We start from the raw sequence: 24,704 nt of genomic DNA on the forward strand, positions 1-24,704 counted from the left end.
CCCAATAAGTAGATCACACTTGCCCCGGCAAAGCGGGCGTCCTAGGTATGAAGCATGACAGCGCCTCTTATTGACCCGTTCCAACGCGCGATTTCCTACCTGCGCGTATCCGTCACCGACAGGTGCGATTTCCGCTGCGTTTATTGCATGTCGGAAAACATGACTTTCCTGCCGAAGAAAGAACTTCTGACGCTGGAAGAGCTGGACAGGATGTGCAGCGCCTTCATCACGATGGGGGTTGAAAAGCTGCGCATCACGGGCGGTGAGCCGTTGGTGCGCAAGGGCATCATGACCTTTTTCAATTCCATGACCCGCCACCTCGATAGCGGGGCGCTGCGCGAATTGACCCTGACCACCAATGGTAGCCAGTTGGAGCGTTTCGCCGATGACCTGTACGCGGCGGGCGTGCGACGGGTGAATATCTCGCTCGACACGCTGGACGAAAAGAAATTCGCCGACATCACCCGTTGGGGCCGCCTGCCGCAGGTGATCAAGGGCATCGACGCGGCACAGCGCGCGGGCCTCAGGGTCAAGATCAACACGGTCGCCCTCAAGGACTTCAACGAGGACGAGTTGTTCTCGCTTGTGGAGTGGTGCAGATCGCGCGACATGGACCTGACCTTTATCGAGGTCATGCCAATGGGCGATATCGGCAACGAGGACCGGATCGACCAGTATTGGAAACTGTCGGACCTGCGCGCACGGCTGGCCGAGGAGTATACCCTGACCGATCTGGCCGAGCGCACCGGCGGCCCGGCCCGCTATGTGCAGCTTGAGGAAACCGGCCAGAAGATCGGGTTCATCACGCCGCTGAGCCATAATTTCTGCGAAAGCTGCAACCGCGTGCGCCTGACCTGCACCGGCGAGTTGTTCATGTGCCTCGGCCAGGACGACATGGCCGACCTGCGCCCCGCCCTGCGCAACAACCCCGGCGACGACGCCCCGCTGCGCGAGGCGATCCGCGACGCCATTTCGCACAAGCCCAAGGGCCATGATTTCGACTATTCCCGCCAGGACGTTTCAGGCCGCGTAACCCGCCACATGAGCCATACCGGCGGCTAACGGGTGGCCCTTCCACTCGGCGTGCGGGCATGGCACTGTGCGCCGCATGACGCAGCTTCTGACTTCCCCCGATGGCACCCCTGCCAGCCGCCTTGCCTTTGGCACCATGCAATTCGGCGGCCGTGCCGATGCCGATCAGGCCGCCGAGATGGTGCGCGATTGCCTTGACGCGGGCCTGACCCATTTCGATACCGCCCATGTCTATAACGACGGCGCGTCCGAGCAGATCACGGGCCGCCTGCTCAGGCCACATCGCGAGCGGGTTATCATCGCCACCAAGGCCGGGTTCAAGGGCGGCGCGGGGCGCGACAACATCCTGCGACAGTTCGATGAATCGCGCCGGAGGCTGGATATGGACATGGTCGATATCCTGTATCTGCACCGCTTTGATCCCGACACCGATCTGGCCGAAACGATGGAAACCTTCGCCGCACTGCGCGATCGCGGCCAGATCCGCCATGTGGGCCTGTCGAATTTCGCGGCATGGCAGGTGATGAAGGCGCAATGGGTCGCGGCGCGGTTCGATCTGCGCATCTCCATCCTGCAACCGATGTACAATCTCGTCAAACGGCAGGCCGAGGTCGAGATTCTGCCGATGTGCACCGACCAATCCATCGCCGTAGCCCCCTATTCGCCGCTTGGCGGCGGGTTGCTGACGGGTAAGTACGCGCGCGGCGAGACCGGCCGGCTGAGCGAGGATCAGGGGTATGCAGACCGTTACGCGCCCGAATGGATGCACCGGGCCGCGCAGGAGCTAACCGCCATCGCGGCGGAACATGGCACCGATCCGGCGACCCTTGCGGTGGCGTGGGTCGCGGCGCACCCGACCGGCCCCACGCCGATCATCTCGGCGCGCACATCGGCGCAGCTGGCGCCATCTCTGGCTGCGCTTTCGCATGACATGAGCGCGGATCTCAGGGCGCGCCTATCGGCGCTGACGCCGCAGCCGCCCCCCGCCACCGACCGACTGGAGGAAGCATGAGCGATATCATCATCATAGGCGGCGGCGTCGCGGGCGTCTCGGCCGCTGCCTGCCTGGCCCCACACGCGCAAGTGACCCTTTTGGAGACCGAGAAATCGCTTGCCTATCATGCCTCGGGGCGCTCGGCGGCGATGTTCATCCGCGACTATGGCAACGCCAGCGTCAAGGCCCTGAACGCGGCCAGCGCCGATCACCACCACAACGCCGATGGCGGGGTGTTGTCGCGGCGGGGCATGATGCTGGTGGCGCGCGCCGATCAGGGCGCGGCGTTCCGCGCGGATGCCTCCGACCTGGGGCTAGATGAGATCACGCTGGACGAGGCGGCGGCGCTCTGGCCGATCCTGAACCCCGACACCGTCGGCCATGCCGCATACCGGCCCGATGCCTATGACCTCGACACCGATCTGCTGATCCAGAACTATGCACGCCGCGCGCGCGCCGCCGGGGCGGGTTTTGTCACCGGCGCCGCCGTGTCGGCGATCACACGGGACGGCGCGCGCTGGCGCGTCACCGCCGGCGGGCAGAATTACAGCGCCGACATCATCGTCAACGCCGCCGGGGCATGGGCCGACGACATCGCGCGCATGGCCGGGGTCGCGCCGATCGGAATCATCCCCTACCGCCGGTCGATGGCGCGCATCGCCGCGCCGGGGGGCCTGGACACGTCGAAATGGCCCTTTGTCGATGGCGTCGAGGAAAGCTGGTACGCCAAGCCGGACGCCGGCGCACTGATCGTGTCTCCGTCCGAAGAGGACCCCGCTGATCCGCATGACGCATGGGCCGACGACATGGTGCTGGCCGAGGGGCTGGCCCGCTACGAGGAAATGGTCACGCATCCAGTGACCCGCATGCTGGCCAACTGGGCGGGCCTGCGCAGCTTTGCCCCCGACCGCACCCTTGTCATCGGGCCCGACGCGCACACGCCCGGCTTTCACTGGTTGGCCGGACAGGGTGGCTACGGGTTCCAAACCGCCCCGGCCGCCAGCCAACTGGCCGCCGATCTGATCACCGGCGCGGCGCCCGCGCTGGACGCTGCCACCATCACCGCGCTCAGCCCCGCGAGGTTTGCCTGATATGCCCCGGCGCCTGAACCTACCCGACAGCGCCTCGGTCGCCGATGCGGGCACAGGGGGGCGCATGCATGCGCCCTCGGCCGCGCGCAACATCCCGCATATACGCGATCTGCTGACGCAATACGCGCCCGCCACGGGTCGCGCGCTGGAGCTGGCGTCGGGGACGGGAGAGCATGCCGTCGCACTGGCCTGCGCCCTTCCCGGCCTTGAATGGCAGCCCACGGATGTGGACGAGGCGCGCCTGCGCTCGATCGACGCGCACGCGGGCGATGCCGGACTGGCCAACCTGCGCCCAGCTATCACGCTGGATGCGACCGCGCCGGGTTGGAGCGGCCCGCATGGCGGGCAGGACCTGATCGTGCTGGTCAACCTGCTGCACCTGATCAGCACGCCCGAGGCGCGCACCCTGCTGTCCGAGGCCGCCGCCGCGCTCGCCCCCGACGGAATGCTGTTTGTCTACGGCCCCTTCCTGCGCGACGGCGCGGCCACGTCGGACGGCGACGCCCGTTTCGATGCCAGCCTGCGCGCGCAAGATCCCGAGGTCGGGTTCAAGGACGATTGGGACGTGATCGACTGGCTGCATAACGCGTGGCTTGAGCTGATCGCGGTGGTCGAAATGCCCGCCAACAACCTGTCGATCTTGGCGCGCAAACCCGCCTGAACGGCCCCTGATCACCCCGGCGCATGGCACGGCCATTGCACCCTGTGTCATGGCTCTGTTATAGATTATCAGACAAATTTCAGGCACCCAAGACAGAGCGGTTCAAAAACGTGAGCGACACGCCCCAACCCCCTGACGACAAAGACGAAAACACACCTGAGCGCCCCGCCTACGAGGGGCCGAGCGTGTCGATCACACAAGAGATGCGCATGTCCTACCTGGACTATGCGATGTCGGTGATCGTCAGTCGGGCGATTCCGGACCTGCGCGACGGGTTGAAACCGGTGCATCGGCGCATCCTTTACGCGATGCACGAGGTCGGAAACACCCACGACAAGCCCTACCGAAAATCCGCCCGCCCGGTTGGCGACGTGATGGGGAAATACCACCCCCACGGCGACAGCGCGATCTATGACGCGCTGGTGCGGATGGCGCAGGATTTCTCGATGTCGCTGCCGCTTCTGGATGGCCAGGGCAACTTCGGCTCGATGGACGGGGATAACCCGGCCGCGATGCGCTATACCGAGGTGCGCATGGACAAACCCGCCGGCGCCCTGCTGGCCGATATCGACAAGGACACCGTCGATTTCCAGGACAACTACGACGGCAAGGACCGCGAACCATCGGTTCTGCCCGCGCGCTTTCCCAACATGCTGGTCAATGGCGCGGGCGGCATTGCCGTGGGGATGGCCACCAACATCCCGCCGCATAACCTGGGCGAGGTGATCGACGCCACGCAGGCGCTGATCCAAGACCCCGACCTGTCGAGCGAGGATTTGATTGCATACGTCCCAGGCCCCGATTTCCCCACCGGCGGGATCATGCTGGGCCGCTCGGGCGCGCGCAAGGCGTACCTTGAGGGGCGCGGCAGCGTCGTCATCCGCGCCCGCTCGCGCATCGAGGAGCTGCGCAAGGATCGCTTCGCCATCGTGATCGACGAAATCCCCTACCAGGTGAACAAATCCTCGATGATCGAAAAGATCGCCGAGCAGGTGCGCGAGAAAAAGATCGACGGCATAACCCATGTGCAGGACGAATCCGACCGCAACGGCGTGCGCGTGGTGATCGAGTTGAAGCGCGACGCGGTTCCCGACGTGGTGCTCAATCAGCTTTACCGCTTCACCCCGATGCAGACCTATTTCGGCTGCAACATGCTGGCGCTGAACGGCGGCAAGCCCGAGCAATTGACGCTGCGCCGGTTCCTGACCTCCTTCATCGACTTCCGCGAGGATGTTGTCGCGCGGCGCACCGCGTACCTTTTGCGCAAGGCGCGTGAGCGTAGCCATATCCTGTGCGGGCTGGCCGTGGCGGTCAGCAACGTGGACGAGGTGGTGGCCACGATCCGCTCCAGCGCCGATGCCGGCGAGGCCCGCGAAAAGCTGATGACGCGCCGCTGGCCGGCCGCGTCGATCGCCGAGTATATCCGCCTGATCGACGATCCGACCCATACGATGAACGACGACGGCACCTATAACCTCAGCGAGGCGCAGGCGCGCGCGATACTGGAGCTGCGCCTGCAACGCCTGACGCAACTGGGCGTGCAGGAAGTCACGGACGAGCTGCGGGAGCTGGCCGCCAAGATCAAGGAATACCTCGAAATCCTTGGCTCGCGCGAACGGATCATGGGGATCATCTCGGACGAGTTGCGCGAGGTGCGCGAGCAGTTCGCCGTGCCCCGCCGCACCGAGATCGTGGATTGGTCCGGCGACATGGACGACGAGGACCTGATCGCGCGCGAGGACATGGTCGTGACGATCACGCAGTCGGGCTATATCAAGCGCACGCCGCTGGCCGACTACCGCGCCCAGAAACGCGGCGGCAAGGGCCTGTCGGGGATGTCGACCAAGGATGACGACGTGGTCACCACGCTGTTCGTGGCCAACACGCACACGCCGCTTTTGTTCTTCACCGCCGAAGGGATGGTCTACAAGCTCAAGACATGGCGCTTGCCGCTTGGCGGGCGCACCTCGAAAGGCAAGGCGATCGTCAATATCCTGCCGATCCCGACAGGCACCTCGATCGCCGCGATCCTGCCGGTGGACCGCCCCGAGGATCAGTGGGACGATCTGCAAATCGTGTTCGCGACCTCGGCCGGCGACGTGCGGCGCAACCAGTTGTCGGATTTCACCAACGTGATGCGCAACGGCAAGATCGCGATGGACCTGCCCGAAGGGGTAGAGATGGTCAACGCGCGGATCTGCTCGGAAGACGAAGACGTGATGCTGGTCACCGACTCGGGCCGCGCGATCCGCTTCCCGACCACCGATGTGCGGGTGTTCAAGGGCCGCAAATCCACCGGGGTGCGCGGCATCCGCCTGACCGGCGACGACCGCGTCGTGTCGATGTCGGTTCTGCGCCATTTCGAGGCCACCGCGGGAGAGCGGACCGCCTACCTCAAGATGCGCCGCGCGATGGCCGGATTGACCGACGATGCCGATAGCACCGAGGAAGAGGCAATCGCCGATCCCGAGTTCTCGAACGCGCGCTATGTCGAGATGTCGGCGGCCGAGAACCTGATCCTGACGATCAGCGCCAAGGGCACGGGCAAGCTCAGCTCAAGCCACGACTACCCGGTTCGCGGCCGTGGCGGCATGGGCGTGGCGGCCTCCGACAAGGCAATGCGCGGCGGTGCCGTGGTCGCCTCGTTCCCGGTCGACCTGGATGATCAGATCATGCTGGCCACGTCGCGCGGTCAATCCATTCGCGTGCCGGTCGAGGGCATCTCGTTCCGCTCACGCAGCGCCGGCGGGGTCAAGATATTCGACACCCGCAAGGACGAGTTCGTCGTCTCGGTCGCCCGCGTCGCCGACCAGGGCGAAGACGAAACCGACGGCGATACGTCGCTGGATGCACCGGACGCGCCCTGACGCCGGTGTTTCTTCTGGCGGGAAATATCCTCGGGGGGTTTGGGGGGGGCAGACAGCCCCCTACCTCGGCGGCTCACAGCCCGTATAGCAGGCCGAATTTCTCTTCCAGGTAGTCCAGCAGCGGCGCCTCGCTGATCGGCTTGCCGACTGCGGTCTCAATCACGTCGCGCGGCTCATAGAGGCCACCGTGGCGCTGAACAGACTCGCGCAGCCATCCCGTCGCCCGGTCCAGGCTACCCTCGGCCAGGTCCGCATCCAGATCGGGCAGCGCCGCGCGCATCGCCTTGTGCAGCCCCCCGGCATAGACATTGCCCAAGGCATAGGTCGGGAAATACCCGAACAGGCCCACGGACCAGTGCACATCCTGCAAGCACCCGTTCGATGGCTTGTCCACGGCAACCCCGAAATCGGCCTCGAACCTGTCATTCCACGCGCCCTCCAGGTCGGCAACGGCCAGGTCACCGGAGATCAGCGCGCGCTCAAGGTCAAACCGCAGCATGATATGCAGGTTGTACTGCACCTCGTCGGCCTCGGTGCGGATATACCCCTGCCGCAAACGGTTGACCGCGCGATAGAAGGCGTCCGCATCGGACACGCCAAGATCGCCAAAGCTTTCGCGCATACGATCGAACAGCCAGCCGGAAAACGCGCGCGAGCGGCCAAGCTGGTTCTCGTAGATGCGGCTTTGGCTTTCGTGCACGCCCATCGACGCGCCCTGCCCCAACGGCGATAGCGCATAGGCCGGTTCGATCGCCTGTTCATAGCAACCATGCCCGACCTCGTGGATGGTGGAATACAGGCAGTTGAACGGGTCTTGCGCGTCGGTGCGCGTGGTAATGCGCACATCCGCGCCCGAGCCGGACGAGAACGGATGCACCGCCTTGTCCACTCGCCCGCGCGCCATGTCATAGCCGAATGCCTTGGCCAGTCGCCGCGCCAGCCGCATCTGCGCGGCCTCGTCGAATTGCCCCGATAGCCCGTCGGGCGCCGGCCGCTCCAGGCAAGCGGCGCGCAGGGCCACGAGGCGCGGCCGCATGGCGGCGAACATGCGCTCCAGGTCGGCGGCGCTTGTGCCCGGCTCGAACCCGTCAAGCAGCGCGTCGTAGACCGCGCCGGCATCTTGGGTCTGTGCGATGGCCGCGCCTTCTTCGCGTTTGAGCGCGACGATCTTCTCAAGCACCGGGGCGAAGGCGGCGAAATCATCGTTGGCGCGCGCCTCGGCCCACAGGCCCTGTGCGCGGCTGGTAAGGCGCGCGATTTTGGTGGCCAGCGCCTCGGGCACGCGGGTGGCGCGTTCAACGTCGCGGCGGATGTGGCGCATCTGCGCACGTCCCACCGGATCAAGCGCGGCGTCGTCTATCACAGCCAGCCAGTCCTGCACGCGCGGATCGGTGCGGCGGGCATGCAGCACCGCCTCGATCGCGGCGAATTCCTCGGCCCGCTGATCGGCCGCGCCGCGCGGCATCACGGTTTCCTGATCCCAACCCAGCCTGCCCGCGATCTGCGCCAGCGCCTCGGTCTGGTGCTGGAACGCCATCAATTCATCGAACGCACTCATGCGGCGGTCCCTCTTTGTATCGAACTGGCCACCGGATACGCCGCGGCAAAGCGGGCGCGCAGGATCATCACCCATGTGATAACGCCCAGGACCTGGTGCGAGATCGCCATCTGCCACGGCGCAATAGTGATCACCGTCGCGATCCCCAGCACCACCTGCGCCAACAGCGCGGCAAAGGCCAACCCAAAGGCCCGGCGCGTGGCGGTATTGGGCGACCGGCGTGCAGCCAGAAGCGCCATGCCCCCGTAGATCAACAGGCCATAGCCCACGAGGCGGTGAATGAACTGCACCGTGCCGGGATTTTCAAAGAAATTGCGCCACCACGGCGTCAGCTCCATCATATCCGGCGGCAGCAGTCCGCCCGCCATCCACGGCCAGTCGGTATAGCTACGGCCCGCGTCAATGCCAGCCACCAGCGCACCCAGCAGAATTTGCAGGAACGCGAAGTGCATCCAGCCCGTGCCAAGCGAAAACAGCTTGCGCTCGCGGCTGCGCCGGGCCTGGATCAGGTCCCGCTCAGGGCGCGCCAGCAGCATGGCAAACCACGCGATCAGGCCCAGGATGACAAATGCCAGCCCCAGATGCGTGGCAAGCCGGTAGCTGGCGACCGCGATCATGCCCTCGCCCAGGCCCGAGGACACCATCCACCACCCGATCGCCCCCTGCGCGCCGCCCAAGGCGCCCAGCAGAAGGAGCCGCCCGGACCATCCCGGCGGAACGCGCCGCGCCAGCAGGAACCCGAAAAACCCAAGCGCCCAAACCAGCCCGATCACGCGGCCCAACTGCCGGTGGCCCCATTCCCACCAGTAAATGGATTTGAAATCATCCAGTTCCATCCAGCTGTGCTGCAACTCGAACTGCGGGATACTCTTGTACTTTTCGAACTCTGACTGCCATTCAGCTTCGCTCATCGGGGGCAGCGCGCCGGTGACCGGGCGCCATTCCGTGATGCTCAGCCCGCTATCGGTCAGCCGGGTCAGCCCGCCAACCGCGATCATCACCACGACCAGCGCGAACAGCATCATCAGCCACAGTCGAATACCGCGCCGCGCGCCGCGCTGACCTCGGTCGATCAGCCCGCCCTGTGGCGCGTTCTGCTCGCGCGATTGCGTGCCCACCTCTTCGAAAATCTGCCTGTTGCCGCCCATTGCCAGCCTCCCGCCAATCTGGCCGTCAAACTAGGCCGCGCGCGCGGGCGCTTCAAGCGAATAGCCGCCGATTAGCCGCGGTCCTTCCAACGCACCATTTGACGCAGGATACCGTGCAGCATCTGCACGTCCGCCCGGGTCAGGGGCATGCGGCTCCACAGGTTGCGCAGGTTGGTTTTCATGCCCGCCGCTTTGGTTTCGGGAAAGAAGAAGCCCGCCTGCTCCAACCGCTCCTCGTAGTGGTCCGCAAGGCGCGCCACGTCGCCCGCACTGGCCCATTCGCCGCGCGCAATCGGCGTGGTGCGGCCAACCACCTCGGCGGTCGCGCGGCGCCATTCATAACCCGTAAGAAGCACGCATTGCGCAAGGTTGAGCGAGGGAAAGTCAGGGTTCACCGGCACCGAGATGACGGCGTTGGCGCGCGCGACATCCTCGTTTTCCAACCCGGCGCGCTCGGGCCCGAACAGCACCGCAACACGGCCGCCTTCGGCGATCCGCTGCGCGGCGTCGGCCATCGCGGCCTCGGGGCTGAATACCGGTTTGGTCAGTCCGCGTGCCCGTGCGGTGGCCGCGTAGACATAAGTGGCATCGGCCACCGCGCCGCCCAGATCGTCGTGCAATTGCGCCTCGTCCAGAAGGCGCCCCGCGCCGCTGGCCATGGCAACGGCACGCGGGTTGGGCCAGCCATCTCGCGGCGCCACCACGCGCATCCGGTCCAACCCGAAATTCCACATCGCCCGAGCCGCAGCGCCGATGTTTTCCCCCATCTGAGGGCGCACCAGGACAAAGCTGGGCTGGGGCGTGTCGGTGGGCATCGGGGGAACCTCGTGTCAAAGGGGGCGCGGGCGGTGATAGGACAAGCCATCGCGCAGGGGAACCCCCAAATGCCAATCCGCGTCAGCCAATCAGCCCCCCCCCGCGGGCCCAAGCGAATCGTAATGCGACTTGAGCCGTTGCAGCGCGATCCGCAGCACCACCTTGGTCGACCGGGCCGACCATCCAAGCCGCTTTTCCGCTGTCTCCAGCCCCTCCAGGTAACAGCAGCAGCGCAGCGCGATATCGCCCAAGCCCGGCCCCAGATCACGCAGGGCCGCCGCCACCCGGGTCCGCGCGGGCGAGATACCGCCGCGCGCACCGACCGTTGGTGCATCGGGCGTAATCGCCAACCGCTCCCACCCGCCGCCACGCGGATCGGCCATCTCGGCCAGCTCGAAATCCTCGCGAAGGCGCTCTGCCGCGTTGACCAGCCCACTGCCCAGGAACGGCTTGCCATCCTTGTCGCGGCGGCGCGCCAGCGCGACAACCGGCGATTCGACTGCCCCGTACCGCACCCGCCCGGGGGCCACATCGTCATGCGCGGGGCGCTCGGAATGCCCGGGAGCGGGAGAAAACAGCGCTTGTGCCTCTTCAAAACCCCGGCAGGCGCGGTTCTCGACCTCAGCCAACGCGTGCCGGCAGGCCTCGCGACCCGCTGCCGTTATGTGATAGCGCGACACCCGTCCCGGCGCCGGGCAATCGATCCACCCCTTCAGGGCCATCGCCTGCGCCACCGGCCTGTCAACGACAGCCATACGCTTCGTTTCGCCCTGCGGTGTGTCGCGGACGACGACGGCCTTATCCATATCGCGGGCCACCGCAAGAACCGTGGCAGGTGCGCAAAGCTGGCTCAGGACCGGAGCCGCATCCCGTTTCAGGTTGTCTTCGTTGAGGCTGATCTCGGGGGCTATCACGTGCTGCATTTCCTGTCGCTCCTCGCTGCTGAACCGTTTCGTACCACCGCGCATGAAGACGGATTTCCCGCCTCCAAGACAGCGCAATGCTTCGTCCACCAACAGGTCGTCGCGCCGGCTCTCGATATTGCGAATCTGACGCAGGACCGTAGACGCATGACAGCCCGCCTTCCGGGCAAGCTCCCGGATCGGCTGCCCCTGCTCGGTATGGGCAAGGTAGCGGCGCGCCTCCACTGGAACCCAACAGGGCACATGCGCCTCGGCAGGTCTGGTTGAGATGGGAGCACGCGGCATGGATGCCTCCTATTATGTCAGATTCACTGTCTAACCTATCCCCGAGTTATCCCCAGAGTTACTCATAGTTGTGGCGTGACATGGTTACCTGTTGGTTAAATGTTTCCGATTTCTCAATGTTTGTTTCGCAAACGTAAACAGTTTCGAAACATGCCGCGCGCCGGATCGCGCTCTCACGCAACACCCTGATTTCCGTGATTATCTACCTGCCTCAGGTGCTTATCAGGCCAAGGAAACAGACATGAATGACGTTCTGGCACATCTCGATACACTTCGCCGGCCCCGGCTGCTGATCCGTGCGGCGCGGATCGGGCTGCAGGAGTACCGCCGCGACCTTCACCTGCGCCGCCTACTGTCCTGTAGCGGGACATGGCACAGCGGCAAGGCTCTGCATGCCCTTATCGAACTGGAGGAGACACTGAACCTGCAACGCCGCGAGGGCGCCGCGGCCTACAGCGCCTGCCGGCATGTTGATATCCTGATCGCGATGATGGCAGAGGCACGTTTGCTGCGCTCGACCGAAGTCGCCGACGCTGCGGAGCCGGCGCCCTAGGAACCGGCCGCACTACGTGCAGTGCGGCCGCGGTTGTGCATCAAGGACGCAATGCGCTCAGGAAAAGGCGTCGGGCACGGCGGCCTTTTTCTGGGCCACGTAGCCGGCCAGCGCCTCGGCAATACCGGGGTCCATCGCGGGCTGCTGGTAGGTTTCGAGCAGATGCTCGACACGTGCCGCGGCCAGCGCCTGCGTGTCTCGCGCGCCCTCTTCGTGCCAGGTTTCAAACGGCTTGTAGTCGAACACGTCTGACCGCCAGAACGCCGATTTGAAATTGGCTTGGGTATGCGCGCACCCGAGGTAGTGCCCCCCCGGCCCAACTTCGCGGATGGCATCCATCGCTTGCGCGTTCTCATCAACGCTGACGCCTTGCGCGAACTTGTGCAATGCGCCCAACTGATCGGCATCCATCACGAACTTCTCGAACGAGGCGACCAGCCCGCCTTCCAGCCAACCACAGGAATGCAACATGAAGTTCACCCCCGACAGCAACCCCATGTTCAGCGAATTCGCCGTCTCGTAAGCGGCCTGCGCATCAGGCAGCTTGGAGCCGCAGAACGACCCCGCCGACCGGTACGGCAATCCCAGCCGCCGCGCCAGTTGTCCGGCGCCATACGTGATATGGCTGGCCTCGGGCGTGCCGAAGGTCGGCGCGCCGCTGTTCATGTCGATGGATGTCACGAAGGCGCCGAAAATCACCGGCGCACCGGGGCGAATGAGCTGGCTATACGCCACGCCCGTCATCACCTCGGCCAGTACCTGCGTCAGGGTTCCGGCCACCGACACCGGCGCCATGGCCCCGCCAACGATGAACGGCGACAGAATGCAGGCCTGATTGGATTCGGCATATACCTCCAGCGCGCCCATCATCACGTCGTCAAAGGTCAACGGCGAGTTGATATTGATCAGCGACGTCATCACCGTGTTGTCGCGCACGAAATCCTCGCCGAACAGAAGGCCGGCCATCTCGACGCTGTCGCGCGCGCGATCGGGGTCCGTGACCGACCCCATGAACGGCTTGTCCGACAATGTCATGTGGGCATGCAGCATATCCAGGTGGCGCTTGTTCACCGCCACATCCGTCGGCTCGCAAACGGTGCCGCCGGAATGGTGCAGCCACTTGGACATGTAGCCCAGTTTCACGAACTTGTGGAAATCGTCCATCGTGGCATATCGGCGCCCGGTCTGGATATCGTGCACGAAGGGCGGGCCATAGATCGGCGCACACACCATGTTGCGCCCGCCGATCTCGACATTGCGCTCGGGGTTGCGAGCGTGCTGCGTGAAGCGCGACGGCGCCGTCTCGCACAATTTCCGCGCCAGACCGCGCGGAATGCGCACGCGCTCCCCCTCGATCAGCGCCCCCGCCTCGCGCCACCGCTCCAGCGCCTTGGGGTTGTTGACGAAGTTGACGCCAACTTCCTCCAGCAGCGTCTCGGCATTTGCCTCGATAATCTCCAGCGCCTCTTCGTTGAGTACCTCGAAGTTGGGTATGTTCCTCTCGATATACTTGGCCGTCTCGAAGGAAACGGCACCGCGTTCAGCCCGCCGCGCCGCACCGCCGCCGCCACGTCCTCTGCGCCCTGCCCGAGCCGGTGATTCCCGCGTATCTGCCATATCGAACGCTCCTGCCTGTCCTGTCACGGCCGATTGCCGACCTTTCGCGCCTATCAGGGTTTTAAAGCCTTGCCAGAGGCATGCAGCGAAAATATGCGCCGCAATAGGCCTCATCAGCGACATTGCCTGCGATCACTCACCGGCTTGCGTCATTGGCCCTCTTGCGCAAATCGGCGCCTGCAACTACTAGGCTGACATGATCCAGACATCCGAACATGACCGCCTTCTCATCATCGACTTCGGCAGCCAGGTCACGCAGCTTATCGCGCGCCGCCTGCGCGAGCTGAATGTCTATTGCGAAATTCACCCCTTTCAGGCCGTCACCGACGACTTGCTGAACTCCATGGCGCCGCGCGCGGTGATCCTGTCGGGCGGCCCCGCCAGCGTGACGCAGGCCGATGCCCCCCGCCCGCCCGCCAAGGTGTTCGAGCTGGGCGTTCCAGTGCTTGGCATCTGCTATGGTCAGCAGGTTATGATGGACATGCTGGGCGGCTGCGTGGAATCGGGCGACGGCACGTCGGAATTCGGACGCGCCTGGGTTAGCCCCTCGGAAGACAAGACAACCCTGCTGAACGGTTGGTTCGAGGAGGGCCGCGAACAGGTCTGGATGAGCCACGGCGATCACGTCTCGCGCCTGGCGCCCGGGTTTGCCGTCTATGGCACCTCGCCCGGCGCCCCCTTCGCGATCACCGCCGATGTCGCCCGGCGCTTCTACGCGGTGCAGTTCCACCCCGAAGTGCACCACACCCCCGCCGGGCGCAAGCTGTTGGAGAACTTCGTGAACGAGGCGGGCTTCACCGGCGACTGGACAATGCGCGCCTACCGCGACGAGGCGATCGCGCGCATTCGCGAACAAGTCGGCGATCGCCGCGTGATCTGCGGCCTTTCGGGCGGGGTGGACAGCTCCGTCACCGCCGTGCTGCTGCACGAGGCGATCGGCGATCAGTTGACCTGCGTCTTCGTCGATCACGGCCTGCTGCGCATGGGCGAGGCGGACGAGGTCGTGACCATGTTCCGCGACCACTACAACATGCACCTCATCCATGCAGATGAAACCGAGCTATTTCTCGGACAGCTTGACGGTGTTTCCGATCCCGAAACAAAGCGCAAGACAATAGGCAAACTGTTCATCGATGTGTTCCAGAAATACGCCGACGGGATCGAGGGCGCCGAGTTCCTCGCGCAGGGCACGCTCTATCCCGACGTCATCGAATCGGTCAGCTTCTCGGGCGGCCCCTCGGTCACGATCAAGAGCCACCACAACGTTGGCGGGCTGCCTGAGAAAATGGGCATGAAACTGGTCGAGCCGCTGCGCGAGCTGTTCAAGGACGAGGTTCGCGCGCTTGGCCAGGAGTTGGGCCTGCCGAAATCGTTCATCGGGCGGCACCCCTTCCCCGGCCCCGGCCTGGCCATCCGCTGCCCCGGAGAGATCACCCGGCAAAAGCTCGAGATCCTGCGCAAGGCGGATGCCGTCTATATCGACCAGATCCGCAAGCACGGGCTATATGACGAGATCTGGCAGGCCTTCGTCGCGATCCTGCCGGTGCGCACCGTCGGCGTGATGGGCGACGGGCGCACCTATGACTACGCCTGCGCGCTGCGCGCGGTCACCTCCGTCGATGGCATGACCGCCGACTACTACCCGTTCAGCCACGATTTCCTGGGCGAAACGGCGACGCGCATCATAAACGAGGTCAAGGGCATCAACCGCGTCACCTACGACGTAACCTCGAAACCGCCCGGCACTATCGAGTGGGAGTAATCGGGCGCGCGCGCCGCTCCCTTCATCTTGCCCAAAATACTCTCGGGGGTGAATTGGCCATCGGCCAAGAGGGGGCGGATAGCCCCCTTGCCCCGCTCGCCGCAGGCGTTGGCGTCACGGCATTGCCGTGACCGCCCTCACAGGCTCAGTTTGTCGCGCATGAAGGCCAGCGCCACGTTCAATCCGTCGGGCGCAATGCCGTGGCCGGTGCCCTTCTGGATATGCGCGTAAACCTGGTCAAAGCCCGCATCCTGCAATCCCTGCGCCGCCTCGGGCAACGATTGCACCGGCACCACCTCGTCCTGGTCACCATGCACCAGCAGCACTGGCGGCTTGTGCGCGGCCTCGTCCTTCAACACCTCGGGCGCCAGCAACCGGCCCGAGAACGCCACCACGCCCGAAATCTCGTCCTCGCGGCGCGGCGCGACGTGCAGCGCCATCATCGAACCTTGCGAGAATCCGAACAGAACCAACTGTTCGGGCAGCATGTCCTCGTCCACCAACAGCGCATCGAGAAACGCGTTCAGGTCCTCGACCGCGCGCTGCATGCCCTGCTCGGCAGCCTCGTCGGACGCACCATCGATCCACGGGATCGGAAACCACTGGTAGCCCATCGGCGCGCCGGCGCAGTCCTCGGGCGCGTCGGGCGCCACGAACAACGTATCGGGCAGATGCTCGCCCAGGACATCGGCGAGGCCCAGCAGGTCCGCCCCATTGGCGCCATAGCCGTGCAGGAACACGACAACAGAGTGCGCACTGCCGGAAATAGGCGCCCGGCGCTCTGCGTTCAATACCCGTGTCATCTGATCCCTTCCCTCTTTTTTTCAACGTGGTAGTAGGCCCAAAGCAGCCGCGCCGCAACCGCCCGCCATGGGCTCCAGCGCATCGACATGGCGCGCAACTCCCGCTCGCTCGGGCGGTCCTCCATCGCATATAGCAGCCGCGCCGCCTCTTGCAGGGCCAGGTCACCGGGGGCGAACACATCGGCACGGCCAAGGCTGAACATGGTGTAAATCTCCGCCGTCCAGACGCCGATTCCGGTGACCCCGGTCAATTCCTTGACCACGTCGGCCGTGGGGCGGTGATGCAGGGCGTCGAAATCTATTCCCGCCTCGGCCAACGCCCTTGCATAGCGCGCCTTCTGACGGCTCAGCCCGTTTGCGCGCAATGTCTCGTCGTCGCTTTGCCGGATCGCGTCCGCGCCGGTCAGGCCCGCCGCCTCCAACCGCGCCCATATCGCGTTCGCCGAGGCGACGCTGACCTGCTGACTGACGATCGCGCTCAGCAGTTGCGAAAACCCCGCCGGCCGCCGCCGCAGCGGCAGCGGCCCAGTCTGCGCATAGGCCTGTGCCATGCGACTGTCCTGCTCGGCCAGCCACGCCGCGCCCTCGGCCACGCAATCGGGCGTCTCGATGATCCGCCCCACATTGCCCTGATCGCTCATCGCCCCATCCTTTCAGCCACCCCGGCCCCTTGCCGCGGCCCGGGGGCAGACCCGACTATAGACACGGCCACAGGCCCGGTGCAATCAACCCACCTGCGCATCAACAAGATGCGCTTGCAGCCCCTCGTTCGGCGGTCTAGCAACGTCGCATGACAGAAACCGAATATACCGCCGATATCGGCACCGATGACCGCCGCGCCCGGCGCAACGTGACCGTTCTGGTGCTGGCGCAGGCAATTCTCGGCTCCCAGATGCCGATGATCTTCACCATCGGCGGCTTGGCCGGGCAATCGTTGGCCAGCAACGTGTGCTTTGCCACGCTGCCGATCTCGCTGATCGTGCTCGGCTCGATGCTGGCGGCGACGCCCGTTTCGCACATGATGCAGAAATACGGTCGCCGCGTCGGGTTCCTGATCGGCACCTCGTCGGGGGCGCTTGGCGGGGCTGTGGGGGCTTACGGCCTTTATCATGCGTCGTTCCCGATCTTTCTGATCGGCAGCCTGATCACCGGGGTCTACATGTCGGCGCAGGGGTTCTACCGCTTTGCCGCCGCCGATACCGCCTCAGATACGTTCCGGCCCAAGGCGATTTCCTACGTCATGGCGGGCGGCCTGGCCGCCGCCGTGATCGGTCCGCAACTGGTCAAACTGACCAGCCAATCGCTGGTGATTCCGTTCATGGGCACCTACCTGGCGGTGATCGGCGTGAACGTGGTCGGCTCGGTCCTGTTCTTCTTTCTCGACATTCCCAAGCCCCCCGTTCCCAGCGAGGACGCGCCCAAGGGCCGCTCCCGCTGGGAGCTGATCACCACGCCGCGCATCGCGGTGGCGGTGATCTGCGCGATGGTGTCCTATGCGTTGATGAACCTCGTGATGACCTCGACGCCGCTGGCGGTGGTCGGCTGCGGCTTTGACGAGGGCACCGCTGCCGACGTGGTCACCGCGCATGTGCTGGCGATGTATATCCCATCGTTCTTTACCGGGCACCTGATCGCCCGCTTTGGCGTGGAAAAGATCGTGGCGACGGGCCTTGTGATCCTCGCGGGCGCCGGGGCGGTTGCGCTTCAGGGGGTGGATTTGGAGAACTTCTTCATCGCCCTGGTCCTGCTCGGGCTCGGCTGGAATTTCGGCTTTATCGGCGCGACCACGATGCTGGCCGGCGCGCATGAGCCGCATGAGCGGGGGCGCATGCAGGGTTTGAACGACCTGCTGGTGTTCGGCGGGGTCACGGTGGCCTCGCTGGCCTCGGGCGGATTGATGAACTGCTCGGGCGGTACGGCGCAGGTTGGCTGGACCTCCGTCAACCTGGCGATGGCGCCGTTCCTGATGCTGGCGGGGGGCGCGCTGATCTGGCTGGCCTTCCGGCCCAAGGACGCCTGAGCCGCCGCTACCACCGCCTCGTCGCGGCGCGCAGCATCAGCGCCGCGCGCTTGCCCACGCCCGATGGCTCTACCCGCCCATCGGCCACACGCCCCGGCTTTGCCGCCGCACGCCGCAGGATCGGACCGGCCTGCCATGCCGCATAAAGCACCGGCGCCACCGCGCGCGGCACCGCATCGCGCCGCGCCCGTGCATCCCTGAGCCGGCGCAGCCCGTCGTGGGCCAGATCGCGCACCGCCTCGCCGCGCCCGTCCGGCAATGGCTTGCGGCCCGCGGCCTCCAGCGCCGGGATCGCGCGGAACCAGTTGGCCAGCCCGGTGGCATACCCCGCCTGCCCGATCACCTCGGCCGCGCGCGCATCCACCGGCGCGGCGGCCCGCGCAGCAACCAGGATCAAGTGCCCCGAGGTGCGATTTATGTATTCCTCGAAATGCGCCGCATCCTCGAACGGGTCACGGTAGATATCCCACCGGCGCGCGGCCACCAACTGATCCAGCATCTCGGCCCCATCCGCATCCAGCAGCCCCGACAAGGGCGTCGCCACCTCGTGCGGGCGCGGCGCGCGGCCCTGCCGGATCTCGTCCAGAACGTCGCGCCACCATTGCAGGCGCATCTCGGCGATCATCGGCTCCTGCGTGACCCAGGGCGCGCGCGATACCTCGACGTTGAACGCGTAGATCGGGAACAGCACCGCGCGCAAGGCGGGCGGCGCGGCCATCACCGCCAGCAGGCGATCGGGATCGGCGCGCGCCACCAGGTCGGCGCAGGCGGTTAGCTTGTCAGAGGGCACCGAGAGCCTCCCGTATAAGCGTTTCGGTTTGCGGCGCATCGACCACGCCAAGATGCCCCACGCCCGGCAGGACATGATAGCGCCCCTTGTCGGTCACGCCAGACATCAGCGGCTCATACTCATCGGCGCGGAAACTCTCATCATCCGCCCCCGCAATCAGCACGAAAGGCGGCAGCGCCGCGATATCGGCCCTGTAGTCGCGGCGCGGCGCGTAGGATAGGTTCAACCGCCAGCTATAGGCGGGGGTCGCGGTGTGGCCAAGCGGGCCGTCCAGCACCTTCTTTGGCATGGCGAAATGTATCGCCGTCAGATGGTCCAACTCGTGAATGCCCACCATGTTCAACATCGACAGCCCTATGATCCGCCGCGTCAGCGGACGCGCCCAACCGCCGGCATCCGTGCGCGTTGTCGGCGCGTTGTGCTTGAGGAACGGCGCCAGAAGGATCGCGGCGTCGATCATCCCGCCATGCGGCCCGCCCGCGAACCGCACCACCAGCCCGCCGCCCGATGAGTGGCCCAGCATCACCACCTTGCGCCCCGGCGCGACGTCGCCGATGGCGCTTGCCAGGTCATCCTCAAGCTGGCCGATGTAATCCACGTCGCCCCGGCGCACCGGATCGGCGCCGTGCCCGCGCAGCGTGACCGCGCGCAACTCGGCCACGTCACGCAAGGCCCATGCCAGCCGGTCAAACTGCTGCGCGTGCCAGCCCGACCCGTGGATCATCACCACGACTGGCAGGTCCGCGTTCGCCGCCGGGTCCTGCACCACAGTCATCGGCAGATCGGTACCATCGGGCGCGGTATAGCTGCCGCGCCGAAACCGGGCATCGCCCTGTGGCGGACGGAAGCGATCGGCGATCAACCCGGCGAAATCCAGCCCCGCCGCGCCCTGCACCGGCGCGGGGCGCTCGGACACGATCAAACCCAAGGCACCACCGAGGTAGATCAGTGCCGCGCCGGCAAGCGCCGCTATGGCCCGCCATGGCATCTCAGGCAGCCCCCTGCTCGCGCAGCAGCTTCCAATTGATCGCGTCCAGCAGCGCCTCGAAACTGGCATCCACGATGTTGGGACTGACCCCCACCGTGGACCAGCGCCGGCCCTGCCCGTCTTCGCTGTCGATGACGACGCGGGTCACGGCCTCGGTTCCGCCCTGGGTTATCCGCACCTTGAAATCCACCAGCCGCATGTCGTCGATCGCGCCCTGGTAGCGGCCCAGGTCCTTGGCCAGCGCCTTGGCCAGCGCGTTGACGGGGCCGCGGTCGCTACCGGCCTCGTCCATCGACTCGCTGACCGACAGCTTCTTCTCTCCGTCCACCTTCACCACCACGACCGCCTCGGACAGGCTCACCATGTGGTCATACTTGTTCTTGCGCCGCTCGACCGTGACCTTGTAGCGCTTCACCTCGAAAAAGCGCGGCCTCTGGCCCAGCTCATCGCGGGCCAGCATTTCGAAGCTGGCCTGCGCCGTGTCGTAGGAATACCCCTCGTCCTCGCGCGCCTTGATCCGCTCAAGGATGCGGCCCAGGGCCGGGTCGCCGGGGGCGACCTCGATACCCGCTTCGGTCAGCCTGCGGCGCAGGTTGGATTGCCCCGCCTGGTTCGACATAGGGATGATCCGCTCGTTTCCGACGGCCTCGGGGGGGATGTGTTCGTAGGTGTCGGGGGCCTTGAGGATCGCGCTGGCATGCAGCCCGGCCTTGTGGGCAAAGGCCGACCCGCCCACATAGGCCGCCTGCCGCATCGGCACCCGGTTGAGGATATCATCAAGCCGCCGGCTGCTGCGGGTCAGCCGGGTCAGCGCCTCGCGACTGACGCCGGTCTGGTAGCGGCTGGCATAGGGCTCCTTCAGCAGCAGCGTCGGGATCAGCGCCGTCAGGTTGGCGTTGCCGCAGCGCTCGCCCAGCCCGTTGAGGGTGCCCTGCACCTGCCTCGCGCCGGCCTCGACCGCGGCCAGCGATCCGGCGACGGCGGTTTCGGTGTCGTTGTGGGTATGAATGCCCAGCCGGTCGCCGGGGATGCCGGCCTCGATCACCTCGGCGACGATGCGGCCCACTTCGGCCGGCAGGGTGCCGCCATTGGTGTCGCACAGCACGATCCAGCGCGCCCCTGCCTCATGGGCGGCCATCAGGCAGGCCAGCGCGTAGTCGCGATTGGCGGTCCATCCGTCGAAGAAATGCTCGGCGTCGAACAGGGCCTCGCGGCCCGAGGCAACCATGTGGGCGACCGACTGCGAGATCGCCTCGACGTTCTCCTGCAACGTGATCCCGAGGGCCGCCTCGACGTGGTAATCATGGGTCTTGCCGACCAGGCAGACCGACGCGGTGCCGGCGTTCATCACCGCTGCCAGCACGTCATCATTGGCGGCCGAGCGGCCCGCCCGCTTGGTCATCCCGAAGGCGGTGAGGCGGGCCGATGTGGCGGGCGCTGCATCGAAAAAGGCGCTGTCGGTGGGGTTGGCGCCGGGCCAGCCGCCCTCGATGTAATCGACGCCCAGCTCGTCCAGAAGGCCGGCGATCTCGACCTTCTCGGAGGTGGAAAACTGCACCCCTTGCGTCTGCTGTCCGTCGCGCAGGGTGGTGTCGTAGAGATAGAGGCGTTCGCGGGTCATGGAGCAATCTCCGCCGGTCTGGCCGCTTTTTGGCACGTCGGTATCACATCGGTATTTGGTCGGTATCGCGTCGGTGCGATGAAAGCGGCTTGCCGCGGGCAGCGCCCGACCCGCGCGGGGCGGCTAAGGGCGGAGCGCGACGGCGCCTCAAAGACCATGCGGCGCGCCTGCAAGGCAACCTTCGCCACAAGCGCCCGCCCCGTAGGGGGGCGGGTCGGGCGCTGCCCGGGGCAAGCCCGGGCGGAGCGACTGAACCCGGCGCACATCATTTGAGGGCCTCTAGTTTGGCCGGGTCGAAATTGTCCATTGCCTCTGCTTGAACCGCGCCTTTCAACACGCGCAACTCAAGACCTGCTTCAGTAGCTTTAGCTTTAAGGCTGTCGGCCGCAGCGAAGTCCTTGGCTTCTCGATACCGTTGCCATTTTTCCGCAATTGATCGGGCCAAACCACCGTGGGTTTCATCGCCGAAGCCGACGAACTGGAACACACCTTCGGATGACTCCCGTTTTTGCCAATCCCAGTTTCCCAACTCTTCTCCCAATAGTCCCAACAACTCTGCCGACGCCCGAAGTGCCCCCACATCACCAGCGGCACTCAGGCGATGGAGCTCAGCAAGCGCACCTGCCGTGTTGAGATCATCTGCCAAAGCGCTCAGAACCTTGCGATCCGCCTGCGTAGCCTGAACGCCTTCTGTCATCTGTCGCCACTTCCGCAACGTCTTCTTCGCCTCGCGCGCCTTCTCCGCAGTCCAATCCATCGGCTTGCGGTAATGCGTGGACAGAAACACGAAACGGATCACCTCGCCCGGCACCTTCCAGCCGCCGTCCCAGTTGCCATCCAGCAAATCGCGCACGGTAAAGAAATTGCCAAGGCTCTTGGACATCTTCTTGCCCTCGACCTGCAGCATCTCGTTGTGCATCCAGACGCGGGCGAAATCGCCCTCGGGGTGGGCGCAGCAGCTTTGCGCGATCTCGTTTTCGTGGTGCGGAAACATCAGGTCGTTGCCGCCGCCGTGGATGTCAAAGCTCTCTCCCAGCAGCTCATAGCTCATTGCCGAGCATTCGATGTGCCAGCCCGGACGCCCCCGGCCCCAGGGACTGTCCCAACCCGGTTCGCCCTCAAGCGCGGGTTTCCACAGGACGAAATCCATCGGGTTGCGCTTGTAGGGGGCGACCTCGACCCGGGCGCCGGCGATCATGTCATCGACGCTGCGGCCCGACAGCGCGCCGTAGTGTTCCCTCCAGCTATCGACGGCAAAGAGGACGTGCCCCTCGGCAGCATAAGCGTGGCCCTTGGCGATCAGATCCTCGATCATCGTCACCATCTGCGGGATGTATTGCGTGGCGCGCGGCATGTGATCGGGTTGTAGCGCGCCCAGCTCGCCCATGTCGTCGAGGAACCATTGCGTGGTCTCGGCGGTGATCTTGTCGATCGCCTGCCCGGTCTCGTCGGCGCGCTTGATGATCTTGTCGTCCACGTCGGTGAAATTGCGCACGTAGGTGACGTGATCGGGCCCATAGACGTGGCGCAGCAGCCGGTACAGCACGTCAAACACCACCACGGGCCGCGCGTTACCCAGGTGCGCGCGGTCATAGACCGTCGGCCCGCAGACATACATGCGCACGTTTTGCGGGTCGATCGGGGCGAAGGGGGCCTTCGCGCGGGTGGCAGTGTTGTAAAGTGTGATCGTGGTCATCGTCTTCCTCGCACGCGGGTGGACCGGGGCCTGCGCGGCGGGCTTAACAACTTCGATCAGTGTTTGGAATGCAAAAGCACGGCCCGCCGGAGAACTCTCAGCAGATTATAATGCAGCAGATGGGGGCGGTGCAGGTGCTCATGGGGCAAGATTTACGCCTTTGGCAACGCGGGCGCAACGGAAAATGCGCGTGGGAGGCACAAGCCGGGCGAGCGTCTGCCCGTGGGATGGCGCAGCGACGACCGCGCCAGTCACTTTATCCCCGCCACACACCTCCCAAAGATCAATGGCAGTGCCACACCGCAAACGCGCCAGCCCGCTCGAACGGGCAGGCGCTCGCCCGGCGCCTGTCGGCGCCATTCGGGCGGGGTGCCCAGCGTGGCCCGGCTCAGTCGGCGCTGGCCGCGCCGTCCTTGCCCAGCATCCATTCGCCATCGGGCCAGAAGGCGTGGAACGCGAAGGCGAACATCAGGTCATGGGCGACATCGCGGCCGTGCCCGTCGCGCACGCGTACGTTGCCCACGTCGCGCCCCTGCCCGATACTGGCGGTATCCAGCGCCGAGGCCTGGCCGGACTGCCACGTGATGGTCAGCCCCGCCTCGGTGATGCGCCCTTCCTCGCGCAGGCGGGTCAGCGGCCAGGCCCGCCCCCCCACGCGCAGCACGCGCACCAGCGGATCGATCCCGTGGGGCGGGTCCTCGCCGTCATAAAGGAACGGTTCGCGGGCGCTGTCGTAGTTGCGGTAAGGGTTTTGCCCATAGGCGCGCGAATAGGATGGCTCGTCCATCACCAGGCCGTCTGGATGCGCGGTGCGGAACGCCTTCCAGCTTTCCATCCATGTGGGCAGCGATTTCAGCTCGACCCCGGTCATGCGCCCGACGATGCCGCGCCCAACCGCCTGTTGCCACCAGCTCTGGGTCTGGCGGTCGTACATAATCATGTCGGAATTGCGCAGCTTGCCCGACACCCCGAACCACAGCACCCGGTCGCCGACGCGCCGGTCGAAGGTCATGCCGGAGTTGCACAGCGGGCAGAAGGTGACGGCGATCGGGATATCGGCGACCTCGTCGTTTACGATCTCGTGCCACATCAGGTAGCGGATCGGGTAAGCGCGCGGGCGGGCGCCGTCGATGGTGACGGTGATCACCGGTTCGCGCGGCGACAGGCGGGTTTCGGCATCCGCGGGCAGGAACTCGGGATCGCTCAGCGCCGGGATGCCATCCTTGGGCGGGCCACCCGAGATGATCTCGGACCAGTCATCGATGGCGGATTTGTCGAAATCGGTGCGCGGCCATTCGTCCTCCCACATGGCGGGATAGGCTGTCGCGGCAGGCGCGGCTGACAGCGCCAGCGTGGCGGCAAGGGCGGCAAGTATCAGGCGGGGCATCGCATTGCTCCTTTTGCAAGGGAACCCCAAGGATGCCGCGAATTGCGCCACCGCGACAGCCCCCCGCACGCGGTTGTGACGCGCCGTGTGCG

The 24,704-nt window shown here is 65.7% G+C and carries 20 protein-coding genes; 8 read left to right on the forward strand and 12 right to left on the reverse strand.

Going from position 1 to position 24,704, the window contains the following annotated elements; all coding sequences use genetic code 11:
* Nucleotides 1–54 precede the first annotated feature (54 nt).
* The 5 genes from moaA (at nucleotide 55) to gyrA (ending at nucleotide 6,645) form a co-directional block, all read left to right on the forward strand.
* A complete protein-coding gene (gene moaA, locus G568_RS0107285) occupies nucleotides 55–1,062 on the forward strand; it encodes a GTP 3',8-cyclase MoaA (protein ID WP_026757410.1) in 1,008 nt (335 codons plus the stop codon).
* 46 nt (nucleotides 1,063–1,108) lie between these two features.
* Nucleotides 1,109–2,044: an aldo/keto reductase gene (locus G568_RS0107290; protein ID WP_026757411.1), complete on the forward strand. Its 936-nt coding sequence runs from the start codon at nucleotides 1,109–1,111 to the stop codon at nucleotides 2,042–2,044.
* A complete protein-coding gene (locus G568_RS0107295) occupies nucleotides 2,041–3,117 on the forward strand; it encodes an NAD(P)/FAD-dependent oxidoreductase (protein WP_026757412.1) in 1,077 nt (358 codons plus the stop codon). The genes G568_RS0107290 and G568_RS0107295 overlap by 4 nt, the downstream gene beginning before the upstream one ends.
* Nucleotide 3,118: 1 nt before the next feature.
* Complete coding sequence (locus tag G568_RS0107300) at nucleotides 3,119–3,778, forward strand: DUF938 domain-containing protein (RefSeq protein ID WP_026757413.1); 660 nt, start codon at nucleotides 3,119–3,121, stop codon at nucleotides 3,776–3,778.
* 110 nt (nucleotides 3,779–3,888) lie between these two features.
* Nucleotides 3,889–6,645 carry a DNA gyrase subunit A gene (gyrA, locus tag G568_RS18460; RefSeq protein ID WP_245582898.1) on the forward strand — a complete coding sequence of 919 codons (2,757 nt, stop codon included), beginning with the start codon at nucleotides 3,889–3,891 and terminating at the stop codon, nucleotides 6,643–6,645.
* Nucleotides 6,646–6,718: 73 nt separating this feature from the next.
* Here the strand turns inward: gyrA and G568_RS0107310 are convergent, their stop codons facing one another.
* The 4 genes from G568_RS0107310 to G568_RS0107325 all read right to left on the reverse strand — a co-directional run bounded on the left by G568_RS0107310 (nucleotide 6,719) and on the right by G568_RS0107325 (nucleotide 11,375).
* Nucleotides 6,719–8,203 (reverse strand): carboxypeptidase M32, encoded by a 1,485-nt coding sequence (locus tag G568_RS0107310; protein WP_026757414.1) that lies wholly within the window; start codon nucleotides 8,201–8,203, stop codon nucleotides 6,719–6,721.
* Nucleotides 8,200–9,351, reverse strand: a complete 1,152-nt coding sequence (ctaA, locus tag G568_RS0107315; protein ID WP_026757415.1) for a heme A synthase — start codon at nucleotides 9,349–9,351, stop codon at nucleotides 8,200–8,202. Before ctaA ends, G568_RS0107310 begins: the two co-directional genes overlap by 4 nt.
* A 71-nt stretch (nucleotides 9,352–9,422) precedes the next feature.
* Nucleotides 9,423–10,166, reverse strand: a complete 744-nt coding sequence (locus G568_RS0107320; RefSeq protein WP_026757416.1) for an RNA methyltransferase — start codon at nucleotides 10,164–10,166, stop codon at nucleotides 9,423–9,425.
* A 90-nt stretch (nucleotides 10,167–10,256) separates the two neighbouring features.
* Nucleotides 10,257–11,375, reverse strand: coding sequence for a DUF6456 domain-containing protein (locus G568_RS0107325; protein ID WP_051202830.1), 1,119 nt, complete (start codon nucleotides 11,373–11,375; stop codon nucleotides 10,257–10,259).
* A 241-nt stretch (nucleotides 11,376–11,616) separates the two neighbouring features.
* Here G568_RS0107325 and G568_RS0107330 point away from each other — a divergent pair, with 241 nt between their 5' ends.
* On the forward strand, nucleotides 11,617–11,928 hold the full coding sequence (locus G568_RS0107330; protein ID WP_026757418.1) for a DUF6477 family protein: 312 nt from the start codon (nucleotides 11,617–11,619) through the stop codon (nucleotides 11,926–11,928).
* Between the two features lie 57 nt (nucleotides 11,929–11,985).
* On the opposite strand, the gene G568_RS0107335 is transcribed toward G568_RS0107330, so the two are convergent.
* Nucleotides 11,986–13,545, reverse strand: coding sequence for a trimethylamine methyltransferase family protein (locus tag G568_RS0107335; RefSeq protein WP_026757419.1), 1,560 nt, complete (start codon nucleotides 13,543–13,545; stop codon nucleotides 11,986–11,988).
* Between the two features lie 196 nt (nucleotides 13,546–13,741).
* Here G568_RS0107335 and guaA point away from each other — a divergent pair, with 196 nt between their 5' ends.
* Entirely contained in the window at nucleotides 13,742–15,307 is a 1,566-nt protein-coding gene (guaA, locus tag G568_RS0107340; protein WP_026757420.1) for a glutamine-hydrolyzing GMP synthase, read from the forward strand.
* 137 nt (nucleotides 15,308–15,444) lie between these two features.
* Here guaA and G568_RS0107345 read toward each other — a convergent pair whose 3' ends face one another.
* Together G568_RS0107345 and G568_RS0107350 are read right to left on the reverse strand one after the other, a co-directional pair.
* Nucleotides 15,445–16,110 carry an alpha/beta hydrolase gene (locus G568_RS0107345; protein WP_026757421.1) on the reverse strand — a complete coding sequence of 222 codons (666 nt, stop codon included), beginning with the start codon at nucleotides 16,108–16,110 and terminating at the stop codon, nucleotides 15,445–15,447.
* A complete protein-coding gene (locus G568_RS0107350) occupies nucleotides 16,107–16,751 on the reverse strand; it encodes a DNA-3-methyladenine glycosylase family protein (protein ID WP_026757422.1) in 645 nt (214 codons plus the stop codon). Before G568_RS0107350 ends, G568_RS0107345 begins: the two co-directional genes overlap by 4 nt.
* Nucleotides 16,752–16,900: 149 nt before the next feature.
* Here G568_RS0107350 and G568_RS0107355 point away from each other — a divergent pair, with 149 nt between their 5' ends.
* The gene (locus G568_RS0107355) at nucleotides 16,901–18,130 is read left to right on the forward strand and encodes an MFS transporter (protein WP_026757423.1); all 1,230 of its coding nucleotides are present in this window, start codon (nucleotides 16,901–16,903) and stop codon (nucleotides 18,128–18,130) included.
* Nucleotides 18,131–18,137: 7 nt separating this feature from the next.
* Here the strand turns inward: G568_RS0107355 and G568_RS0107360 are convergent, their stop codons facing one another.
* The 5 genes from G568_RS0107360 to G568_RS0107380 all read right to left on the reverse strand — a co-directional run bounded on the left by G568_RS0107360 (nucleotide 18,138) and on the right by G568_RS0107380 (nucleotide 24,612).
* On the reverse strand, nucleotides 18,138–18,959 hold the full coding sequence (locus tag G568_RS0107360; RefSeq protein ID WP_051202832.1) for a squalene/phytoene synthase family protein: 822 nt from the start codon (nucleotides 18,957–18,959) through the stop codon (nucleotides 18,138–18,140).
* Complete coding sequence (locus tag G568_RS0107365) at nucleotides 18,910–19,908, reverse strand: alpha/beta hydrolase (protein ID WP_211222244.1); 999 nt, start codon at nucleotides 19,906–19,908, stop codon at nucleotides 18,910–18,912. Before G568_RS0107365 ends, G568_RS0107360 begins: the two co-directional genes overlap by 50 nt.
* Nucleotide 19,909: 1 nt before the next feature.
* On the reverse strand, nucleotides 19,910–21,529 hold the full coding sequence (gene cimA / locus G568_RS0107370) for a citramalate synthase (RefSeq protein ID WP_026757426.1): 1,620 nt from the start codon (nucleotides 21,527–21,529) through the stop codon (nucleotides 19,910–19,912).
* Between the two features lie 265 nt (nucleotides 21,530–21,794).
* Complete coding sequence (gene cysS, locus G568_RS0107375; RefSeq protein WP_026757427.1) at nucleotides 21,795–23,225, reverse strand: cysteine--tRNA ligase; 1,431 nt, start codon at nucleotides 23,223–23,225, stop codon at nucleotides 21,795–21,797.
* Nucleotides 23,226–23,613: 388 nt separating this feature from the next.
* Nucleotides 23,614–24,612 (reverse strand): DUF3179 domain-containing protein, encoded by a 999-nt coding sequence (locus G568_RS0107380; RefSeq protein WP_037373846.1) that lies wholly within the window; start codon nucleotides 24,610–24,612, stop codon nucleotides 23,614–23,616.
* Nucleotides 24,613–24,704 lie beyond the last annotated feature (92 nt).

Source organism: Sediminimonas qiaohouensis DSM 21189 (assembly GCF_000423645.1).
Taxonomy (GTDB): domain Bacteria; phylum Pseudomonadota; class Alphaproteobacteria; order Rhodobacterales; family Rhodobacteraceae; genus Sediminimonas; species Sediminimonas qiaohouensis.

Bases quoted from the DNA above. Each gene is read 5' to 3' on its own strand.
- G568_RS0107300 (WP_026757413.1), top strand. From the start codon at position 3,119: ATGCCCCGGCGCCTGAACCTACCCGACAGCGCCTCGGTCGCCGATGCG.
- moaA (WP_026757410.1), top strand. From the start codon at position 55: ATGACAGCGCCTCTTATTGACCCGTTCCAACGCGCGATTTCCTACCTG.
- G568_RS0107345 (WP_026757421.1), bottom strand. From the start codon at position 16,110: ATGACACGGGTATTGAACGCAGAGCGCCGGGCGCCTATTTCCGGCAGT.
- G568_RS0107355 (WP_026757423.1), top strand. From the start codon at position 16,901: ATGACAGAAACCGAATATACCGCCGATATCGGCACCGATGACCGCCGC.
- cysS (WP_026757427.1), bottom strand. From the start codon at position 23,225: ATGACCACGATCACACTTTACAACACTGCCACCCGCGCGAAGGCCCCC.
- ctaA (WP_026757415.1), bottom strand. From the start codon at position 9,351: ATGGGCGGCAACAGGCAGATTTTCGAAGAGGTGGGCACGCAATCGCGC.
- G568_RS0107320 (WP_026757416.1), bottom strand. From the start codon at position 10,166: ATGCCCACCGACACGCCCCAGCCCAGCTTTGTCCTGGTGCGCCCTCAG.
- G568_RS0107365 (WP_211222244.1), bottom strand. From the start codon at position 19,908: ATGCCATGGCGGGCCATAGCGGCGCTTGCCGGCGCGGCACTGATCTAC.
- guaA (WP_026757420.1), top strand. From the start codon at position 13,742: ATGATCCAGACATCCGAACATGACCGCCTTCTCATCATCGACTTCGGC.
- G568_RS0107380 (WP_037373846.1), bottom strand. From the start codon at position 24,612: ATGCCCCGCCTGATACTTGCCGCCCTTGCCGCCACGCTGGCGCTGTCA.
- G568_RS0107325 (WP_051202830.1), bottom strand. From the start codon at position 11,375: ATGCCGCGTGCTCCCATCTCAACCAGACCTGCCGAGGCGCATGTGCCC.
- cimA (WP_026757426.1), bottom strand. From the start codon at position 21,529: ATGACCCGCGAACGCCTCTATCTCTACGACACCACCCTGCGCGACGGA.
- G568_RS0107290 (WP_026757411.1), top strand. From the start codon at position 1,109: ATGACGCAGCTTCTGACTTCCCCCGATGGCACCCCTGCCAGCCGCCTT.
- G568_RS0107310 (WP_026757414.1), bottom strand. From the start codon at position 8,203: ATGAGTGCGTTCGATGAATTGATGGCGTTCCAGCACCAGACCGAGGCG.
- G568_RS0107330 (WP_026757418.1), top strand. From the start codon at position 11,617: ATGAATGACGTTCTGGCACATCTCGATACACTTCGCCGGCCCCGGCTG.
- G568_RS0107350 (WP_026757422.1), bottom strand. From the start codon at position 16,751: ATGAGCGATCAGGGCAATGTGGGGCGGATCATCGAGACGCCCGATTGC.
- G568_RS0107335 (WP_026757419.1), bottom strand. From the start codon at position 13,545: ATGGCAGATACGCGGGAATCACCGGCTCGGGCAGGGCGCAGAGGACGT.
- G568_RS0107295 (WP_026757412.1), top strand. From the start codon at position 2,041: ATGAGCGATATCATCATCATAGGCGGCGGCGTCGCGGGCGTCTCGGCC.
- G568_RS0107360 (WP_051202832.1), bottom strand. From the start codon at position 18,959: ATGCGCCGCAAACCGAAACGCTTATACGGGAGGCTCTCGGTGCCCTCT.